Origin of the sequence: Parabacteroides timonensis (assembly GCF_900128505.1) — a bacterium.
GTDB classification, from domain to species: Bacteria; Bacteroidota; Bacteroidia; order Bacteroidales; family Tannerellaceae; genus Parabacteroides; species Parabacteroides timonensis.
This window is the reverse complement of record NZ_LT669940.1, coordinates 1,291,088-1,308,521: the sequence shown is the minus strand read 5'-3', so window position 1 is coordinate 1,308,521 and position 17,434 is coordinate 1,291,088. Positions and strand designations below refer to the sequence as shown.

Genomic DNA, 17,434 nt, shown 5'->3' with positions numbered 1-17,434 from the left:
GATGAAGGGCGGCTGTATCAGTCGCCCTTCGTTTCTTAATAGACCATATATCCGACATTATGAGTAAACGATTGATCTTCCTTTTGGCAGTGTTCGCCCTCTGGCTTCCGGTTTTCGCTATCCAGAAACCGTTGTTCATGCTATACCATGCTTTAGAGAACAGCTGTTCTCTAACTGATTACCTACAGGTAATCTTACATGGAGTATTACTGGATTGTACAATCAGCGGATATCTGACTGTCATTCCTCTTCTTTGTGTACTGGTATCGATCTGGCTGCCGGGCTCTGTCTATAAAAAAATATTGAAAGGTTACTTTCTTATTATTGCAATCCTTGTGGCAGCAATTTATGCCGTCGATGTCGCATTATACGGTTATTGGGGATTTCGACTGGATGCGACCTTGTTCTTTTACCTGCAATCACCCAAAGATGCGCTGGCCAGTGTGCCGCTAAAAACTTTCGCCCTGCAACTGGTGATGTTCGCAGCCTATGCATGGGTCATCTACTGGCTATTCAAACGGTTGATCATTCCATTGTTTCCCTCTACCCCAGTGCGCAGGCGATTAGGCGGAACAATCGTTATCCTGCTGGTAGGCGGCATCCTGTTCATCCCTATCCGGGGAGGTGTAACTACTTCTACAGCAAATGTCGGCATGGTTTATTTCAGCAAGAACCAATTCCTGAACCACGCTGCGATCAACCCGACATTCAGCCTGATCGCATCGATGAGTAAACAACAGGACTTTGCCGCACAGTTCAATTTCTTTCCCGAAGAAGAAAGACAGAAACGTTACACTACACTCACCCAATACAACGATAGCCTGACAAACAATGCGGAAAAGACAGAACTGCTGACTACCGACCGTCCCAATATCCTTATCATCCTTTTGGAAAGCTTCACAGCCAATGCTATTGAAGCTGTCGGTGGAGAAGCAGGCATCACTCCCAATCTAAACAGGCTAAGTAAAGAAGGGGTAACATTCACTAATATGTATGCCAACTCTTTCCGTACCGATCGCGGACTGGTGGCTGTACTGAACGGATACCTGGCACAACCTACAACTTCCATCATGAAATATCCGGCTAAAAGCCAGACACTCCCATCCATTGCCAAAAGCCTTGGTGAACAGGGATACACAGCCGATATGCTTTATGGCGGAGATATCAACTTCACCAATATGCAGAGTTATTTCTTCGGTTCCGGATACAGCAAGATCACGGCCGATCGCGACTTTCCGCTAAGCAGCCGCCTAAGCAAATGGGGAGCTAACGATGATATTACTTTTTCTCATCTGTATGAATCGATCAGGGAGAGGAACGAAAAGACTCCATGGCTCAGCACTTTCCTGACGTTAAGCAGCCATGAACCATTTGAAGTGCCTTTCCATCACCTGGAAGATCCTTACCTCAACTCTGTTGCTTTCACGGACAGTTGTATCGGTAGCTTTGTCGACAAACTGAAAGAACTGCCTGTTTGGCAGAATACGTTGATCGTATTGATATCCGACCACGGCTATCGCTACCCTTCACCCATGCTTGATTATGAACCTCGCCGTTTCCATATCCCGATGATATGGCTGGGCGGAGCAGTCAAAGAGCCGGCAATCATTGACATATATGCTAATCAAACAGACCTGGCTGCTACACTATTAAGTCAGTTGAAACTGCCGCACGATCAGTTCACATTCAGCCGGGATATACTTGATCCGGGCTATCCGAAGTATTCCTTCTATACATTCTCAAACGGTTTTGGATATATAGACAGTACTGGCGTCTCAGTCTACGATAATGAAAGTAACAGGCCGCTATTGGAAAAGCCTTCGACAGACAGCAAAACCCGTCTGGATAACGGGAAAGTTCTTCTACAAACACTGTATGACGATTTAGGTAGCCGGTAACAATAAAAAAGAAGTTGCAGTAGAAACTGCAACTTCTTTTTTATCATTATATCATACAGATATTTACTCCTTTCTTTCTTCCGCTTTTTCAGCATTTACTTTCTTCTCATAGGCACTACGTAAGCAGATCATAGTATAAAACAGCAAAAGCACCCAATAATTAACAGCTGTACAAAATAAAAATGGCCGATCTTCTCAGATCAGCCACCTTAATATTATGTATACAAAATTTATTTAAAGACTTTATTTCGCGTAACTTACGGCACGAGTTTCACGAATAACCGTGATCTTTACCTGTCCCGGATAAGTCATTTCATCCTGTATCTTCTTTGCTATTTCATTTGACAGGTTTTCTGTATCCTTGTCGTCAATCTTGTCTGCTCCTACAATTACGCGAAGTTCGCGACCAGCTTGGATAGCATAAGTCTTAACAACACCCGGATAAGAAAGAGCCAACTGTTCAAGATCATTCAAACGCTTGATATAAGCTTCTACAATCTCACGACGAGCACCCGGACGAGCACCAGAGATAGCATCACAAACCTGAACGATCGGAGCCAACAGTGTCTGCATTTCAACCTCATCATGGTGAGCACCCACTGCATTGCAGATATCCGGTTTTTCTTTGTATTTTTCACAAAGTTTCATACCCAGAATAGCGTGTGGCAATTCCGGTTCATCATCAGGCACTTTACCTATATCGTGTAACAAACCTGCGCGTTTTGCTTTTTTCGGGTTCAGTCCAAGCTCAGAAGCCATCACAGCACAAAGATTAGCCGTTTCACGGGCATGCTGCAACAAGTTCTGACCATAGGAAGAACGGTATTTCATTTTACCGATCATACGGATCAATTCAGGATGCAAACCATGTACACCCAAGTCAATCACGGTACGCTTACCGGTTTCAACCACTTCGTCTTCCACCTGTTTCTTTACTTTTGTAACCACTTCTTCGATACGGGCCGGATGGATACGTCCGTCCTGAACCAACTGATGTAATGCCAGACGGGCTATCTCACGGCGAACAGGGTCAAATCCGGAAAGAACGATTGCTTCAGGAGTATCGTCCACAACGATCTCAATACCTGTTGCTGCTTCCAAAGCACGGATATTACGACCTTCACGACCAATAATACGTCCCTTGATCTCATCCGAATCGATATGGAATACAGTAATAGAATTTTCAATAGCCGTTTCAGTCGCTACACGCTGGATAGACTGGATAACGATCTTTTTCGCTTCCTTATTTGCAGTCATCTTGGCTTCTTCCATTATTTCATTGATAAAAGAAGTTGCTTCCGATTTAGCTTCATCTTTCAACGACTCGATCAATCGTTCTTTAGCTTCGTCAGCAGAAAGTCCGGAAAGGGCTTCCAGTTGTTCGATTTCCCGCTGGTGAAGTTTTTCCAGATCAAGTTTCTTCTTATCTACCAGTTCTAACTGAGCTGCCAGGTTTTCTTTTACAGCGTCTACCTCACAGTTTTTACGCTGCAAATCTTCCTGACGCTGATTAAGTGTTAATTCACGTTGTTTCAGCTTTCCTTCAACCGACTGGATCTTGGCATTCCTTGCCGACACTTGTTTTTCCAGATCCGCTTTCAGGTGCAGAAACTTTTCCTTTACTTCCAACAACTTATTTTTCTTGATCACTTCCGCTTCCTTCTCAGCTTCCTTCAATACGGAATCGTATCTCGACTTCAGAAGAAAACGCATGCTCAACCATGTCAACAACCCTCCTATCAGGAGAGCTACAACTGATGATATGATTATATACACTGCCATTTTACTTATTAGTTTTAATTCATATATATAAAAAACAAAAAAAGCACTACAATACACGATTCACCGTGCAGAGCAGTGCGGAAACTCTTCTTACAATTATAATATAATTACTTATCCTTCAAATACTGTTCCAACTCACCCGTGAGTTCCTGTATCTTATCTGTAATAGGACTTGTATCATTTTTATCTTCCAATTGCAAATTATTCATAGACAACTGAAAAGCTACCATGGCTAACAAATCTTTTACATCCACATCGGATTGAGCAAAATTTTGCCGATACTGGTTGATCTTATTACGAATCTGCTTGGCGGCATCCCGCGCAAGTTTTTCATCCTTTCGATCGATCCAAAGGCCGTAACTCTTTTCGGCTATTTCTAAATGTATAAGAAATTTATCGTCCATCGCTTCTATTCATTTAATAGTGCAATGCACTTGTCTACTTCCCGCACTAACTTCGATAATCGCATCCGAGCACTTTTCATTTCTCCTTCATTTACAGAAACAACTCTTGCCGTCAGCAATTTATCGCATTTGGTATTCAACTCTTCAATCGTATTCTTTGCCAACTTCAACTCTGCTTCTTTTTGAAACAAAGTAGTTGTGAGCTCGTCAATCTTATGGTTTTGCTTATTACATAACTCCATCAAATCGCGAACTCTTACCTCAAATACTGCCAACAATCTCTTTTGATCTTCGGTCATTTCACACCAAATTCTATACAAAAGTAAAATTTAGAATTGAATAAAGCAACAGTCAGTCCATTTTTTTGAACCGAAAACGTCAGGACACACAAAAGGCCGTCCAAATATCATCCGAACAGCCCTCCTTTACCTAGTATCGGTTACGTGATTAGATCAGCGCAACAAATAATTCACCTTCAATCTCTTCGAAAGCAAGTTTGCCTTCTTTAGCTAACCAACCAAACGCAGCATACATGTCTTTTTCTGCTTTGATCTTAGTTGCTTTCTTTACTGCCTTAACACTCATTTTTCCGCCTTCGTTCAATACTGTCCAAACGAGGCCGGCGTTTGTTCCAATCAATTCGATCATTTTCTTTTCGTTTTGTTAATTCGTTAACGGGGGCAAATTTATAGATTAATCGGTTACTACAAAAGGAAATAGATGTTTTTTAGCATAAAACTGGCCACTTTTGAGGTTTGTAAACATAATTAACACGTTTATAACAATAATTTAACTCTACTTTCAGGTGTAATTAACTCTATTTCCAAATTAGTTGTTGATACATATCGGGTTAAAAGAGATACCCCATAAGCAACAGCCTCTTGTAAACCTTCCTTTCCCGAGTAGCCGTTTATAATCATTAACAGCTTCCTTGTATCCATGTCGATCTTGGTTCGTTCTTCGTCGCTGGTCGGCGTTCCAACGCCTCCCTGGTTATCGCGGTAGACAGGAAGCCCGGCAATATTCAGTTCGCCGCGACCTATCCCGTGGTAAATCTCTCCTTCTTTGCCTACGCCCAACACCAGGTCGCCGTCTATCTTTGTCGCATCAAATCCCCCGATAGAGTAACCGCTTTGGATAGACAGCAGATTGATTATATCGACCAATGTATCGATCTTATATAAAGGCAGGTCCCGGAATATCCGCCTACGGAGTGCCTCTGCGGAAGGACGGTAACGGTTCGGATCTTTCCCCAGACGCTTATAAGCTTGCCGGGTAGCTTGTATGGGAGGAAATTTATTTATATCCTCCAGCTTTCCGGACGTACGTATCTTATTCTCCACTTCAGCTATCTCCTTCCATAACTGTTCGTCAGATATTGTATTTTTTACGTCGCATGCCACAACTGCCACATGTAGATCCGGGCAGGCTTTTATTATTTCTTCTGAGATGGAAACGTGTATCATAATACTGTTAGTCTTTAATCATTATTCCGGACAGAATACGTCCGCTTTTGACACCCAACCGGCGGGCTGAGAAAAAGTCATTGTGGTGCTGGAATGTGCAGATTCCGGATATTTCTATATGTTCCGACCGTAAACCAGATTGAAGTAACTGAATACGGTTTGCTTCCCAAAGATCGATATGTGCCTTACCAGTCTGAATATTCCGTTCCATAATACGGTTCATATCGACTCCGGTTGCCTGGAACGCTGCCACCACCTCATCTCCTACCTCAAAAGAATCCTTACAAATCGACGGGGCAATACCGGCCAACATACATGACGGTTCACAACCGTAATGAGCAACCATATATCCGATCGTCTTTGCCACGATCTGCTTCACAGTACCACGCCACCCGGCATGAATAGCAGCTACCACATTCTTGTCAGGAGCATACACCAGGACAGGTACACAATCGGCCGTTGAAACAGCGATACATATTCCGGGCATATCTGTGACCAGAGCATCTTTCCCGTTCATTTCTTCTTTCTGCCGAACGGCAGTCAACGAAAGAAAATCGGCATTAATGCAACCGATCTCCGCTTCATGTACCTGGTAAGGAGCAAAAATCCTTTCGGGAGAAATTCCGATTGCATCCGAGAGAAGTTGCCGGTTCATCCGGACGGAATCAGGATTGTCGCCACTATACTCACCCGGATTCATCAAGGCATAGTTACCCTCGCTCACTCCACCATGACGGGTCGTTATAAAATGAGAAATGTTGCATTCTCCGCTTAATCCGGAGAATTGCAACATTTCAACTTTATTACTTTTCAGTTTCTTCATCGTCATCATCCCATTCGTATTCTTCATATTCTTCGTCCGGGTCATCCTCTTCAACAGGAAAGACGTAATCATCGTCGTCATCGTCAAACTGTATCGAACTTACATCGATATCTTTATGAACGATACGTTCGACTTCATGGAAGGTTTCTTTGTTCAGCTCCTTCCAGAGTAAGTCTTTCAATTCGGTAATACCCTGTTGGGTGATCGAAGAGATAAACACATGCGGAACACCTTCCGGTAATTCCTGTTCCAGTGCTTCCATCAGCTCATCGTCCAACATATCACTTTTGGTAATAGCTAACACACGGCTTTTAGTCAGCAATTCCGGATTGTATTTAACCAGTTCGTTATGAAGGATCTCATACTCTTTCTTTATATCGTCAGAGTCTGCCGGGATCATAAAGAGAAGTAACGAGTTACGTTCGATATGACGAAGGAAGCGAAGTCCGAGTCCTTTGCCTTCACTGGCCCCTTCGATAATACCGGGAATATCGGCCATCACAAACGAGCGGTGGTCACGATAACTAACGATACCCAGGTTCGGTTCGAGTGTCGTAAACGGATAGTTTGCGATTTTCGGTTTGGCTGCCGATACGACAGACAACAAAGTCGACTTTCCTGCATTCGGGAAACCTACCAGACCAACGTCGGCAAGCAACTTCAATTGCAGGATCACTTTACGTTCCTGAGCCGGTTCGCCCGGTTGAGCATAACGGGGAGCCTGATTAGTTGATGTTTTGAAATGCCAGTTACCCTGTCCGCCACGTCCGCCTTTCAATAGCATGACTTCCTGACCGTCTTCTGTTACGTCACAGATGTATTCACCTGTTTCGGCATCATATACAACGGTTCCGCAAGGCACTTCAATCACACGGTCTTCACCGTCTTTACCAAAACTACGTTTGGCACCACCGCCTTCACCGCTTGTCGCCATAATATGACGTTCGAACTTCAAGTGGAGGAGTGTCCAGTAATTCCGGTTACCGCGAAGATACACATGGCCTCCTCGCCCTCCGTCGCCTCCGTCGGGGCCTCCTTTCGGAATATATTTCTCACGACGAAAGTGAGAAGACCCTCTTCCGCCCTTCCCCGAGCGGCAATAGATCTTTACGTAATCTACAAAGTTTGATTCAGCCATTTTTTATTTCTTTCTTATTTTACTTTATTTACTGCTTCTTTAATACGTCCGAAGATTTCTTCGACTGTACCCATACCGTGAATACCCACGTGCTTGCCTTCGCCTACATAATAGTCAGCCAAAGGAGCTGTCTGATTGTGGTATACATCCAGTCTGGACTTAATTGTCTCCAGGTTGTCGTCAGAACGTCCGGATACTTTACCGCGTTCCAACAGACGGTTGATCAGTTCTTCTTCTTCTACCTGCAGGTTCAACATCACAGAGACATCAGTACCACGTTTGTTCAACATTTCTTTCAATGCTTTTGCCTGCGGAATAGTACGGGGGAAACCATCGAAGATAACACCCTTAGAACCAACTTTGCTGTCTAATACTTTTGCCAGCATATCGACGATCAGTTCATCCGGTACAAGCTGACCTTTTTCGATATAATCTTTTGCGATCTTACCAAGTTCGGTTTCACCTTTCATTTCGGCACGTAATACATCACCTGTTGAAATGTGATCCAAACCATATTCTTTAATAATCAACTCGCTCTGTGTTCCTTTTCCTGAACCCGGAGCTCCAAAAATAACAACGTTCAACATAATATTGTTTCTTATTTATATAAATGTATATCCTTTTAACCTATCACTTTATATATATCCCGGTAAGCACGTCCCATCTCGTCGTAATCAAGGCCGTAACCTACGATAAAATCACTGGGGATCTGCAGGCCGACATAGTCGGGCTTCAAATCACATTTCAGGGAATCCGGTTTAAACAACATGGTTGCCAGCTTTACATCGGCAGCGCCGTCATTCCGTAACTTATCCATCACAAACTGCATAGTATAGCCGGTATCGATAATATCTTCCAGGAGGATCAGGGTACGTCCCTTCACATCGGCCTGCACCGGCATGATCTCGCGAACAACTCCGGTGGTATTGAGTCCCCGATAAGAAGAATAACGGGCAAATGTAATTTCATAGTGCATATCCATCTGCCTCATCAGTTCGGCGGTAAACATAAACGCTCCGTTCAATACGCCTACAAACAGAGGATTGCTATCCCCCACATCTGCTTTAATCTGTTCAGCCATCTTCGCAATGGCCTCTTTGATCTCCTTCTCCGGGATAAACAGTTCGAATTCTTTATCTTTTAATCGGATCTTATTCATGTGCCGTTTATTTTTCGAGGGAGCAAAGGTACAACATTTTCAGCGAAGCACAAACAGCTAGGCGAGGCAGAAATATCATTGTATATTATTTATGGCTTTCCGTCAGGATATTTCCGTCCATCATACGGATCAGCCGTCCTGCCATCCGGGCGTTTTCTTCCGAGTGGGTTACCATGACAACGGTTGAACCTTCCTTGTTCAATTCGAGAAGCAGATTCATCACCTCATTACCGTTTACAGAGTCCAGGTTTCCGGTCGGTTCGTCTGCAAGGATGACCTTGGGATTTGTAACAATGGCACGGGCAATAGCTACACGTTGCTGCTGACCGCCGGAGAGTTGCTGCGGATAATGTTCCGAGCGATGGGCTATCTGCATCCGGTCGAGTGCAGCGTTTACCCGCGTTACCCGTTCTTTTGTCGAAACTCCGGCATACAATAGGGGAAGTTCTACATTTTCAAACACGGTCAGTTCGTCTATCAGGTTGAAGCTTTGGAAGACAAATCCCAGGTTACCATTCCGCAGGTCGGTACGGTTGTTCTCCGTATAGCGGGAAACTTCCTCTCCCATAAACCATAATTCGCCGGAAGTCGGGTTATCCAATAAGCCCAACAGATTCAGTAAGGTAGATTTACCACAACCGGAAGGGCCCATAATAGCCAGGAACTCCCCTTGGTTTATTTCCAGGTTGATGCCGTTAAGGGCTGTCGTCTCAACACTTTCCGTACGAAATACTTTCGTTAATTTTACTGCTTTTATCATGATCTTTTGATTATTATTCTTATTGTTTTATTCATACCTCAATGATTCCACCGGATTCCGGGAAGCGGCACGCCAGGTTTGCAGTATCACTGTCAGGACAGTGATCAGCAAAATGACCAGGCCCGCTGCCGGGAAGAGCCACCAGCTAATGTTTGTCTGATAAGCAAAGTTACTCAGCCAACGAACCATCAGGAGATAACCGAGCGGACAGGCTACCAGGAAGGCAATCCCGACCCAAAGCATATATTCCCGGCAGAACATCCGCACGATCCGGTCGGAATGTGCCCCGTTCACCTTACGGATGCCGATTTCTTTCGTCCGTTGCGCAGTGGCAAGGGCAACCAATCCCAATACACCCATCATGGCGACAACAATAGCCAGTACCGTAAATATCAGGAACATCTGTCCCTGTTGTCGTTCATGCGCATAGTTCCGGTTCAGGGCATCTGAGAAGAAACGGTAAGAGAATACATTGTCGGGGCGCATTTCTTCATATTTGTCTTTCAGGAATTTCAATGTTTCCGTCTTATTCTCCGGAGCAATCTTGATATACAATGTATTCAATAGTTGACGGGCATAATACAGGTAGGCCGGTTTCACCTTCTCCCGTAACGGCTGGAAATGGAAATCTTTTACTACACCGACGATCCTCGACGTCTCACCGAACCATCCGTTATTCTGAACAACCAGGCCGACGGGATCTTTCACATTCATCATCTTCCAGGCCGTTTCGTTGATCACGACAGGTGATTCCTTACGATATGCGCCTTCCATATAAGCATTCTTATCGGCTCCGAACACCTCACCTTTGAGCAATACAAGGCCTAAAGTCTCCATTAAGTTACCATCGCCCACTACACCGACCAGTTTCAACGAATCCACCCGACCGCTTTCACCCTGCCAACTGAACACTGTTTCTTCCGTTTTGTGTCCACGGAGATAATTTGACAGTTCCACACCGCCTGCCACATTCCTGACATTCGGATTCTTCATCACTTCCTGCCTGTAATCGTCTATCCCGAGACCACCAAAATAAGACATCAATTCGAACTCCCCGCAGTTAACGACTACCATATCTTCTTTATCCAACCCCAGATCCGCATTTTGCAGGTAATGAAGTTGTTTGAATACAACAGAGGTAGAGAAAAGCATTGTTATGGCTATGATAAACTGTATGCAAACCAATCCTTTTATCAATGTGCCTTTCTTGCCGGTAGCCTTTCCACCTTTGAAAGCTAGCAACGGATTGAACGACGACATATAAAAGGCCGGAAAAGCTCCTGCCAGGCTGCCGACTCCAATAATCCCGAAGAGGATAAACAACAAAGTCTGCCAGTTAAACTGCAAAACAATATCTTTCCCGACAAACTGGTTGAAGAAAGGCAGTAACAACTCCGTCAGTGCCAACGCCAGGATCAGCGAAAGAAAAGCCTGCACCAGACTTTCCGACAGGAACTGCACAATCAGCATTTTACGTTTCGCCCCTGTCACCTTCCGGACACCGATCTCTTTGTAACGCAACGAAGCACGCGCCGTCGACAAAGTGGTGAAATTGAAAGCTCCCATGAAGATAATTAATAAAGCTAATGCCGTGAACAACCATATCTGCGATATACTCCCATAGTTGCTGACTTCCGGGTCTTTAAACCAGGTATACAAATGAATATCTTTCAACGGTTGGAACTCCAACACCAGGCCATTTTCCTGTCTGTTCTGCCAGGCATGGCTCATAGCTTGCCGGTCGGTATCCGATAGAACGGAACCTTTTCGCAATTGGATATATACATTCGTCCCTTCCACATAATCCCAGGTCATCGGCTCGAAATAAGCCTGTTCACTCAGTAACACTTCAAACTGAATATGACTTTTACGAGGTACATCCAACACCGCAGCCACTTTATAACGGTTGAGTTGTCCCAAGAATTGACAGGTTACCTCTTTCCCGACAGCCGTTGATTGTCCGAACAGCTTTTCTGCCGCAGACTTGGCCAATACGATTTGTTGCGGGTCTTTCTTCAACAGGTTCGGATCGCCGGACAGGATCGGGAAACTGAATACATCAAAGAAAGTAGTATCTATATATGTATATTTGGCTTCGATCAGGTTAGCTCCCGAATGCAGGTTCAACGTACCGAAATTAAGCACAAAGGTTGCATTCTCCACTTGCGGGAAATCTTCGCGGAATGCTTTGCTTAAGGGTGCTACCGTATAAGCCGATTCTTTGACCAGTCCTCCGTCTTCCCGGTTTACGGCGACCACACGGTAGATGGAATCACCGTTCTTATGGAAATTCTCGAAAGTCAGTTCATCCACGATCCAGAGGTAAATCAGGAAAGCGGCCGTCATCCCCAGTACAAAACCCAGCATATTGATGGACGAGAACAGGAAACTTCTCTTTATCAAGCGAAGGGTTACTTTTACATAATGCTTCAACATATCGTTATCGTTTATTTGTTATTTTATTCATACCGTAAAGATTCCACCGGATTCCTGGAAGCGGCACGCCAGGTCTGGGCTATGACTGTCAATATGGTTATCAGCAGTATTATGCCGCCGGCCAACGGGAAAAGCCACCAACTGATCGCAGTCTGATAGGCAAAATTGCTCAACCATTCCAACATAAACAAGTAGGCTAGCGGACAAGAGATCACGAAAGCAACACCCACCCAAATCATATATTCACGGCAAAACATCTTTACGATCCGGTCGGAATGTGCCCCATTCACCTTGCGGACACCTATCTCTTTTGTCCGCTGTACCGTAGAAAGGGCAACCAATCCAAATACTCCCATCATGGCAACGATAATCGCCAGCACCGTAAAGATCAGGAACATCTGGCTTTGCTGTCGTTCACGGGTATAACTATCACTCAACACATCCGTCAGGAAACGGTAGTTGAAGAGCATATCCGGACGTGCTTCCTCATATTTCTCTTTCAGGAACTTCAACGTCTCTACCTGGTTCTCTGCCGAGATCCGGATATACATATAATTAAACAGCTGAACCGTATAATAGAAGAATGCCGGTTTTATCTTTTCCCTCAAGGGCTGGAAGTTAAAGTCTTTCACAACACCTACGACCCTGGAGTTACGGATACCGATGCCCCCGCCCGTCAGCAACATGCCGACTGGATTCTCGACCTTCAGTATCTTCCATGCCGTTTCATTGATAACGATCGGCGACTCCTTTGCATAGGAACCATCCCAGTAATGGTCGGGATTCGCTCCAAAAGTTTCCCCTTTCAGCAAAGTCAGTCCCAAAGCAGAGATAAAGTCGCTATCTCCGACCATTCCGACCATCTTCACCGAGTCCGTTTTTCCGTTCTCATCTTCCCAGCTGAACATACCTTGTTCAAAGCCATACCCTTGCAGATAGTTTGTGATCTCCACACCCAACGCTACGCTCTTTACATACGGATTTTTAAGTATCTCCTGTTTAAAGCCGTCCGCTCCCCGGCGCCAGTCCACAACATCCACTTCGATCAGATGTTCTTTATCCAACCCCAGATCGGCATTTTGCAGATAATGAAGTTGCTTGAATATGACAGTCGTACAAACGATCATGGTTATTGCAATCACGAACTGTACACAAACCAGTCCCTTAATCAATGTCCCCTTCTTACCGGCTGCCTGCCCTCCTTTGAAAGCCAATAACGGACTGAACGACGACATATAGAAAGCAGGGAAAGCCCCGGCCAGACAACCTACACTGACAATACCGAACAATACAAACAACAAAGTCTGCCAATTGAACTGCAAAGCAATATCCTTTCCGACAAACATATTGAAAAAGGGTAACAATAATTCCGTCAGTGCCAATGCCAGTAGCAACGAGATAAAAGCCTGTACCAGACTTTCCGACAGGAACTGCATAATCAGCTTTTTCTTTTTTGCCCCGGTCACCTTCCTGACGCCGATCTCCTTGGAGCGCATGGATGCACGAGCCGTAGACAACGTCATAAAGTTAAACGCCCCCATAAAGACGATCAGGATAGCCAACACAGCAAAGAGGTAAATCTGTTGCATATTTCCGTGGTTGAATACATCGTTGGGTTCCTTGAAAGGTGTGTGCAGATGAATATCTTTCAACGGCTGGAACGCCAGGGGCTTCCCCCATTGCGAATGCTTCATCCAGAGATCGCGCATGGCCAACCGGTCTGCATCCGTCAATGTATTCCCTTTCTTCAGTTGGATAAAGATATGCATTCTTTCTGAAAAGCTCCAGACTTCATCCTCTATTCCCGGCCATTTATAAGCATCCCAGCTACCTAATACCTCAAACTGGATATGGCTTTTGCGCGGAACTTTCAGGACAGCAGCTACCTTATAATATTTATTACTCGATTTACACTCGACTTCTTTCCCTATAGCCGATGTTTTACCGAACAGTTTCCCGGCCGTCTCTTCCGACAGCACGATCTGTTGCGGATCTTTCTTCAGCAGGGACGGATCGCCTGCCACAACGGGGAAAGTGAATACATCAAAGAAAGTCGTATCGACAAATGCATAGTTAACATCTATGGCCACCTCTTTTGTACGAATGTCGTATTTACCACCGTACTTTATAAAGGTCGCGTTCTCCACCTTCGGATATTCTTTCCGGAACGTCTCACTAAGCGGAGTGACTGTAGAAGGCACCTGACCGTTAGCGGTTTGCTCTTCCCGGATCACCCGGTAGATATAATCGCCGTTCTTATTGAAATCCTCAAACGTCAGTTCATCCACAATCCATAAGTAGATAAGGAAAGCAGCCGTCATCCCCAACACAAATCCTAATATGTTGATGGAGGAAAACAGAAAGCTCCGTTTAACCTGGCGGATGGCTACTTTGATGTAATGTTTAAACATGGTTATTTCTTTTATATTTGCCACTATTTGATTAGAAACATTCAATATCCATGCCAGTTTCATAAAACACTAAATACTAAACATATAAGCATCCTCCAATAAGCAGCAACCGTACGATATCGTACACTTCCCATACAATTCCGCACGATTCTATTACAGATCGTGCAGATATCACGTAGGTATTCGTTGTCTGCCAGGGACAATATGTTTTGCCATCCTATTGGCAGAGTCTTGCCATCGGCATGGCAGAGTTCTGCCAATAGGGTGGCAAAGCTCTGCCAAGGCAGTGGCAAAATGTTTTTCCTGTATGCACTGCACCGAAGACTTACGGGATCACCAGTAAACATCAGGGAGTAATTTATTAAAAGTTCGGATAGTTCGGACTAATATGCCGGCTATCCGGAAATTTTACCTAAGTTTGGGGGACTCTATAATATACGAAGAACAAGGCTATGGCTGTACGACAAGGAAAAATACTGGTAATAGATGATAACGAAGATATCCTCTTCACCCTGAAAATGCTGCTTCGCCCACGGGTGGAAAGCATTACAACCTGTACCGACCCGAAAGAGATCAACTCCCTGGTATCAAGAACCAAATACGACGTTATCCTGCTCGATATGAACTTCACGGCCGATGCCGTCAGCGGGAAAGAAGGCTTTTACTGGCTGGAACGTATCCGGGAAATTTCGCCCGACACGGTAGTCATACTTATCACAGCCTATTCGGATACAGAGAAAGCCGTGCGAGCTATCAAAGCCGGGGCCACCGACTTTATTCCGAAACCCTGGCAGAATGAGAAGATGCTGGCCACTGTCTCGTCGGCCCTCGAACTCAGCCTGCGGCGAACGGAAGTACAAGCACTGAAGGAACAAAAGTCTGTTCTTACCACCACAGAGCCGGAAATAGAGCTGATCGGCGACTCGCCTGCCATGAAGAGCGTATTCAATACCCTGGAAAAAGTAAAGAATACGGATGCCAACATCCTCCTGCTCGGCGAAAACGGCACGGGAAAAGACCTGATTGCCTACACGTTGCATAAACAATCGTCCCGTAGCCAGGAGGCTTTCATCCCGATCGACTTGGGTAGTATTCCTCATAACCTGTTCGAAAGCGAATTGTTCGGATACGAAAAAGGAGCCTTTACCGATGCCGGAAAAAGCAAAGCGGGCCGCTTCGAGATTGCATCGGGCGGCACACTGTTTCTGAACGAGATCGGGAACCTGCCGCTTACCCTCCAGTCGAAGCTGCTCACCGTTATCGAACAGCAAAAGATCAATCGGATCGGATCGACCCGGGAGACTCAGATCGATGTCCGCCTGATATGTGCCACAAATACCGACCTGCACGCCGCCGTACAGGACGGGAGTTTCCGTCAGGACTTGCTTTATCGCATCAATACAATCGAAATTATCATTCCTCCATTACGTGAAAGGGGAAACGACGTCTCTCTCCTGGCCAACCATTTCCTGCGGCACTATTGCCATAAATATAAGAAGGAGATCGAAGGTTTCTCTCAGGAAGCGCGTCAACTTCTGAAGCAGTATCACTGGCCGGGGAACGTGCGTGAACTGCAACATGTCATCGAACGTGCCGTGATCCTTTCCGACCGTAAACAGTTACAATACGATGACTTCATGCTCCGCATACCGGCTCGATCCTCTCAGGAGAAAGAGGAAAAGTTCAATCTCGAAGAGCTGGAAAAAAATACCATACAGGATGCGTTGCGTCATTGTTCCGGCAATATGACACAGACAGCCGAGCTATTGGGTATTACGCGTACATCTTTATATAGGCGACTCGAAAAATACGGACTATGAAACAGTATTCGAAAAAGGCTGCCGGACTGATCCTTTTGCTGGTGACCACCTGCCTGGTATTTGCCTTCCTGGTCACCGGGAAGTTTTATATCTCTGCATTTGTTGTCATGGGCGTCATACTGATTGAAGTATATTACCTTTTCCGCCTGATGGGGAAAAGCGACCGTCTGTTCCGGCAATTTATCTGGTCTGTCCGTTATTCCGACTTCCTGTCTTCCGGTATCCCGCCGGCAAACAAGCCGGAGGCTTTGCCACAAGAGTTGATCGATGCGATGGAGGAAGCGTTGCAGCATTATAAAAAGAACCTGCAACAGAAGGAAAGCCAGTTGCAATACTTCCAGGCTTTAGCGAATCATATCGACCTTTCGGTCCTGGTCTACTCCTCCGAAACAGGGAAGATAGAATGGATGAACCAGGCAGCCAGGATACAAACGGGACTGAACTTTGCCGAAACGGTAGACGACCTGGCCGTCTATCACCCGGAACTTCCTGCCCGCCTGCGTATTTTGCATCCGGGAGAGCTTTCCATCCTGCAAGTCCGCCGGAAAGAAGAGTATTCACAACTGATCCTGTCGGCCATGTCGTTTGTGGTACTGGGTAAGCCGTTGACTGTCGTAAGCATGAAAAACATCCGCTCCGTTTTGGAGAACAAGGAAACGGAAGCATGGCAGAAACTGATACGGGTGCTCACACACGAAATCATGAACTCCATGACTCCGATCGTATCTTTGTCCGAACTATTGAAAAACAAACAGGTATCCGGGGATAACAATGAAGAAGACCGGGAAGAGGTAAACCAGGCAGTCGATACGATTTTCCGGAGAAGCAGCGGGCTGGTCCGTTTTGTAGAGAATTATAGAAAAGTGACAGGACTTCCCGCACCTGTCGTCGAAATCATTACCGTCGATAGCCTGCTGAACAGTGCCGCCGTATTATTCAAAGAGAAATCGGATATCGTCAAGATACTTCCCGCAACCTCCCATTTGCAGATCATTGCGGATAAAGCTATGATCGAACAGATACTGATCAACCTGATTCGAAACGCCGTCGACGCCACTCAGAATTGCAGTGAGCCATCGATTGAACTGTCGGCCGGGATCAATGCGGAAGGGAAAACATATATCCAGGTCAGTGACAACGGGACAGGCATCCCGGCGGATGTGCAGGAACGTATCTTCATCCCGTTCTTCACCACCAAACCAACAGGTTCAGGCATCGGACTCAGTATTTCCAGGCAGATCATGCACATGCATAAAGGTAACCTCACCGTTATTTCCGAAGCCGGGCAGGGAAGCCGTTTCCTGCTTACTTTTCCCTGACCGGAGTAAATGCCTTCT

At 45.4% G+C, this 17,434-nt stretch carries 15 protein-coding genes; 3 read left to right on the top strand and 12 right to left on the bottom strand.

The features are described from left to right. The first annotated feature begins 59 nt into the window (after positions 1 to 59). Entirely contained in the window at positions 60 to 1,898 is a 1,839-nt protein-coding gene (locus tag BQ7394_RS05740) for an LTA synthase family protein (protein ID WP_075556490.1), read from the top strand. A 243-nt stretch (positions 1,899 to 2,141) separates the two neighbouring features. On the opposite strand, the gene rny is transcribed toward BQ7394_RS05740, so the two are convergent. The 12 genes from rny to BQ7394_RS05680 all read right to left on the bottom strand — a co-directional run bounded on the left by rny (position 2,142) and on the right by BQ7394_RS05680 (position 14,277). After that, entirely contained in the window at positions 2,142 to 3,680 is a 1,539-nt protein-coding gene (gene rny, locus BQ7394_RS05735) for a ribonuclease Y (RefSeq protein ID WP_075556489.1), read from the bottom strand. A 107-nt stretch (positions 3,681 to 3,787) separates the two neighbouring features. Next, positions 3,788 to 4,084 (bottom strand): cell division protein ZapA, encoded by a 297-nt coding sequence (locus tag BQ7394_RS05730; RefSeq protein WP_075556488.1) that lies wholly within the window; start codon positions 4,082 to 4,084, stop codon positions 3,788 to 3,790. Positions 4,085 to 4,089: 5 nt separating this feature from the next. Next, entirely contained in the window at positions 4,090 to 4,383 is a 294-nt protein-coding gene (locus tag BQ7394_RS05725; RefSeq protein ID WP_075556487.1) for a hypothetical protein, read from the bottom strand. Between the two features lie 148 nt (positions 4,384 to 4,531). Continuing rightward, complete coding sequence (locus tag BQ7394_RS05720) at positions 4,532 to 4,732, bottom strand: winged helix-turn-helix domain-containing protein (RefSeq protein ID WP_028726278.1); 201 nt, start codon at positions 4,730 to 4,732, stop codon at positions 4,532 to 4,534. Positions 4,733 to 4,860: 128 nt separating this feature from the next. Next, on the bottom strand, positions 4,861 to 5,550 hold the full coding sequence (locus BQ7394_RS05715) for a B3/B4 domain-containing protein (RefSeq protein ID WP_075556486.1): 690 nt from the start codon (positions 5,548 to 5,550) through the stop codon (positions 4,861 to 4,863). A 7-nt stretch (positions 5,551 to 5,557) separates the two neighbouring features. After that, the gene (gene pgeF, locus BQ7394_RS05710) at positions 5,558 to 6,400 is read right to left on the bottom strand and encodes a peptidoglycan editing factor PgeF (RefSeq protein WP_235848676.1); all 843 of its coding nucleotides are present in this window, start codon (positions 6,398 to 6,400) and stop codon (positions 5,558 to 5,560) included. Then, entirely contained in the window at positions 6,354 to 7,511 is a 1,158-nt protein-coding gene (obgE, locus tag BQ7394_RS05705; protein WP_075556484.1) for a GTPase ObgE, read from the bottom strand. The genes pgeF and obgE overlap by 47 nt, the downstream gene beginning before the upstream one ends. 14 nt (positions 7,512 to 7,525) lie before the next feature. Continuing rightward, positions 7,526 to 8,098, bottom strand: coding sequence for an adenylate kinase (locus BQ7394_RS05700; RefSeq protein ID WP_075556483.1), 573 nt, complete (start codon positions 8,096 to 8,098; stop codon positions 7,526 to 7,528). 35 nt (positions 8,099 to 8,133) lie between these two features. Continuing rightward, positions 8,134 to 8,670, bottom strand: coding sequence for a hypoxanthine phosphoribosyltransferase (gene hpt, locus BQ7394_RS05695; protein WP_075556482.1), 537 nt, complete (start codon positions 8,668 to 8,670; stop codon positions 8,134 to 8,136). Between the two features lie 85 nt (positions 8,671 to 8,755). Then, positions 8,756 to 9,430 (bottom strand): ABC transporter ATP-binding protein, encoded by a 675-nt coding sequence (locus BQ7394_RS05690; RefSeq protein WP_075556481.1) that lies wholly within the window; start codon positions 9,428 to 9,430, stop codon positions 8,756 to 8,758. A gap of 27 nt (positions 9,431 to 9,457) precedes the next feature. After that, the gene (locus BQ7394_RS05685; protein ID WP_075556480.1) at positions 9,458 to 11,866 is read right to left on the bottom strand and encodes an ABC transporter permease; all 2,409 of its coding nucleotides are present in this window, start codon (positions 11,864 to 11,866) and stop codon (positions 9,458 to 9,460) included. Between the two features lie 23 nt (positions 11,867 to 11,889). After that, complete coding sequence (locus BQ7394_RS05680) at positions 11,890 to 14,277, bottom strand: ABC transporter permease (RefSeq protein ID WP_075556479.1); 2,388 nt, start codon at positions 14,275 to 14,277, stop codon at positions 11,890 to 11,892. Positions 14,278 to 14,729: 452 nt separating this feature from the next. Between BQ7394_RS05680 and BQ7394_RS05675 the strand changes: the two genes are divergently transcribed. Beyond that, entirely contained in the window at positions 14,730 to 16,097 is a 1,368-nt protein-coding gene (locus tag BQ7394_RS05675; protein ID WP_075556478.1) for a sigma-54-dependent transcriptional regulator, read from the top strand. Further along, entirely contained in the window at positions 16,094 to 17,416 is a 1,323-nt protein-coding gene (locus BQ7394_RS05670) for a sensor histidine kinase (protein WP_075556477.1), read from the top strand. Before BQ7394_RS05675 ends, BQ7394_RS05670 begins: the two co-directional genes overlap by 4 nt. Positions 17,417 to 17,434 lie beyond the last annotated feature (18 nt).

Bases quoted from the DNA above. Each gene is read 5' to 3' on its own strand.
- BQ7394_RS05740 (WP_075556490.1), top strand. From the start codon at position 60: ATGAGTAAACGATTGATCTTCCTTTTGGCAGTGTTCGCCCTCTGGCTT.
- rny (WP_075556489.1), bottom strand. From the start codon at position 3,680: ATGGCAGTGTATATAATCATATCATCAGTTGTAGCTCTCCTGATAGGA.
- BQ7394_RS05730 (WP_075556488.1), bottom strand. From the start codon at position 4,084: ATGGACGATAAATTTCTTATACATTTAGAAATAGCCGAAAAGAGTTAC.
- BQ7394_RS05725 (WP_075556487.1), bottom strand. From the start codon at position 4,383: ATGACCGAAGATCAAAAGAGATTGTTGGCAGTATTTGAGGTAAGAGTT.
- BQ7394_RS05720 (WP_028726278.1), bottom strand. From the start codon at position 4,732: ATGATCGAATTGATTGGAACAAACGCCGGCCTCGTTTGGACAGTATTG.
- BQ7394_RS05715 (WP_075556486.1), bottom strand. From the start codon at position 5,550: ATGATACACGTTTCCATCTCAGAAGAAATAATAAAAGCCTGCCCGGAT.
- pgeF (WP_235848676.1), bottom strand. From the start codon at position 6,400: ATGAAGAATACGAATGGGATGATGACGATGAAGAAACTGAAAAGTAAT.
- obgE (WP_075556484.1), bottom strand. From the start codon at position 7,511: ATGGCTGAATCAAACTTTGTAGATTACGTAAAGATCTATTGCCGCTCG.
- BQ7394_RS05700 (WP_075556483.1), bottom strand. From the start codon at position 8,098: ATGTTGAACGTTGTTATTTTTGGAGCTCCGGGTTCAGGAAAAGGAACA.
- hpt (WP_075556482.1), bottom strand. From the start codon at position 8,670: ATGAATAAGATCCGATTAAAAGATAAAGAATTCGAACTGTTTATCCCG.
- BQ7394_RS05690 (WP_075556481.1), bottom strand. From the start codon at position 9,430: ATGATAAAAGCAGTAAAATTAACGAAAGTATTTCGTACGGAAAGTGTT.
- BQ7394_RS05685 (WP_075556480.1), bottom strand. From the start codon at position 11,866: ATGTTGAAGCATTATGTAAAAGTAACCCTTCGCTTGATAAAGAGAAGT.
- BQ7394_RS05680 (WP_075556479.1), bottom strand. From the start codon at position 14,277: ATGTTTAAACATTACATCAAAGTAGCCATCCGCCAGGTTAAACGGAGC.
- BQ7394_RS05675 (WP_075556478.1), top strand. From the start codon at position 14,730: ATGGCTGTACGACAAGGAAAAATACTGGTAATAGATGATAACGAAGAT.
- BQ7394_RS05670 (WP_075556477.1), top strand. From the start codon at position 16,094: ATGAAACAGTATTCGAAAAAGGCTGCCGGACTGATCCTTTTGCTGGTG.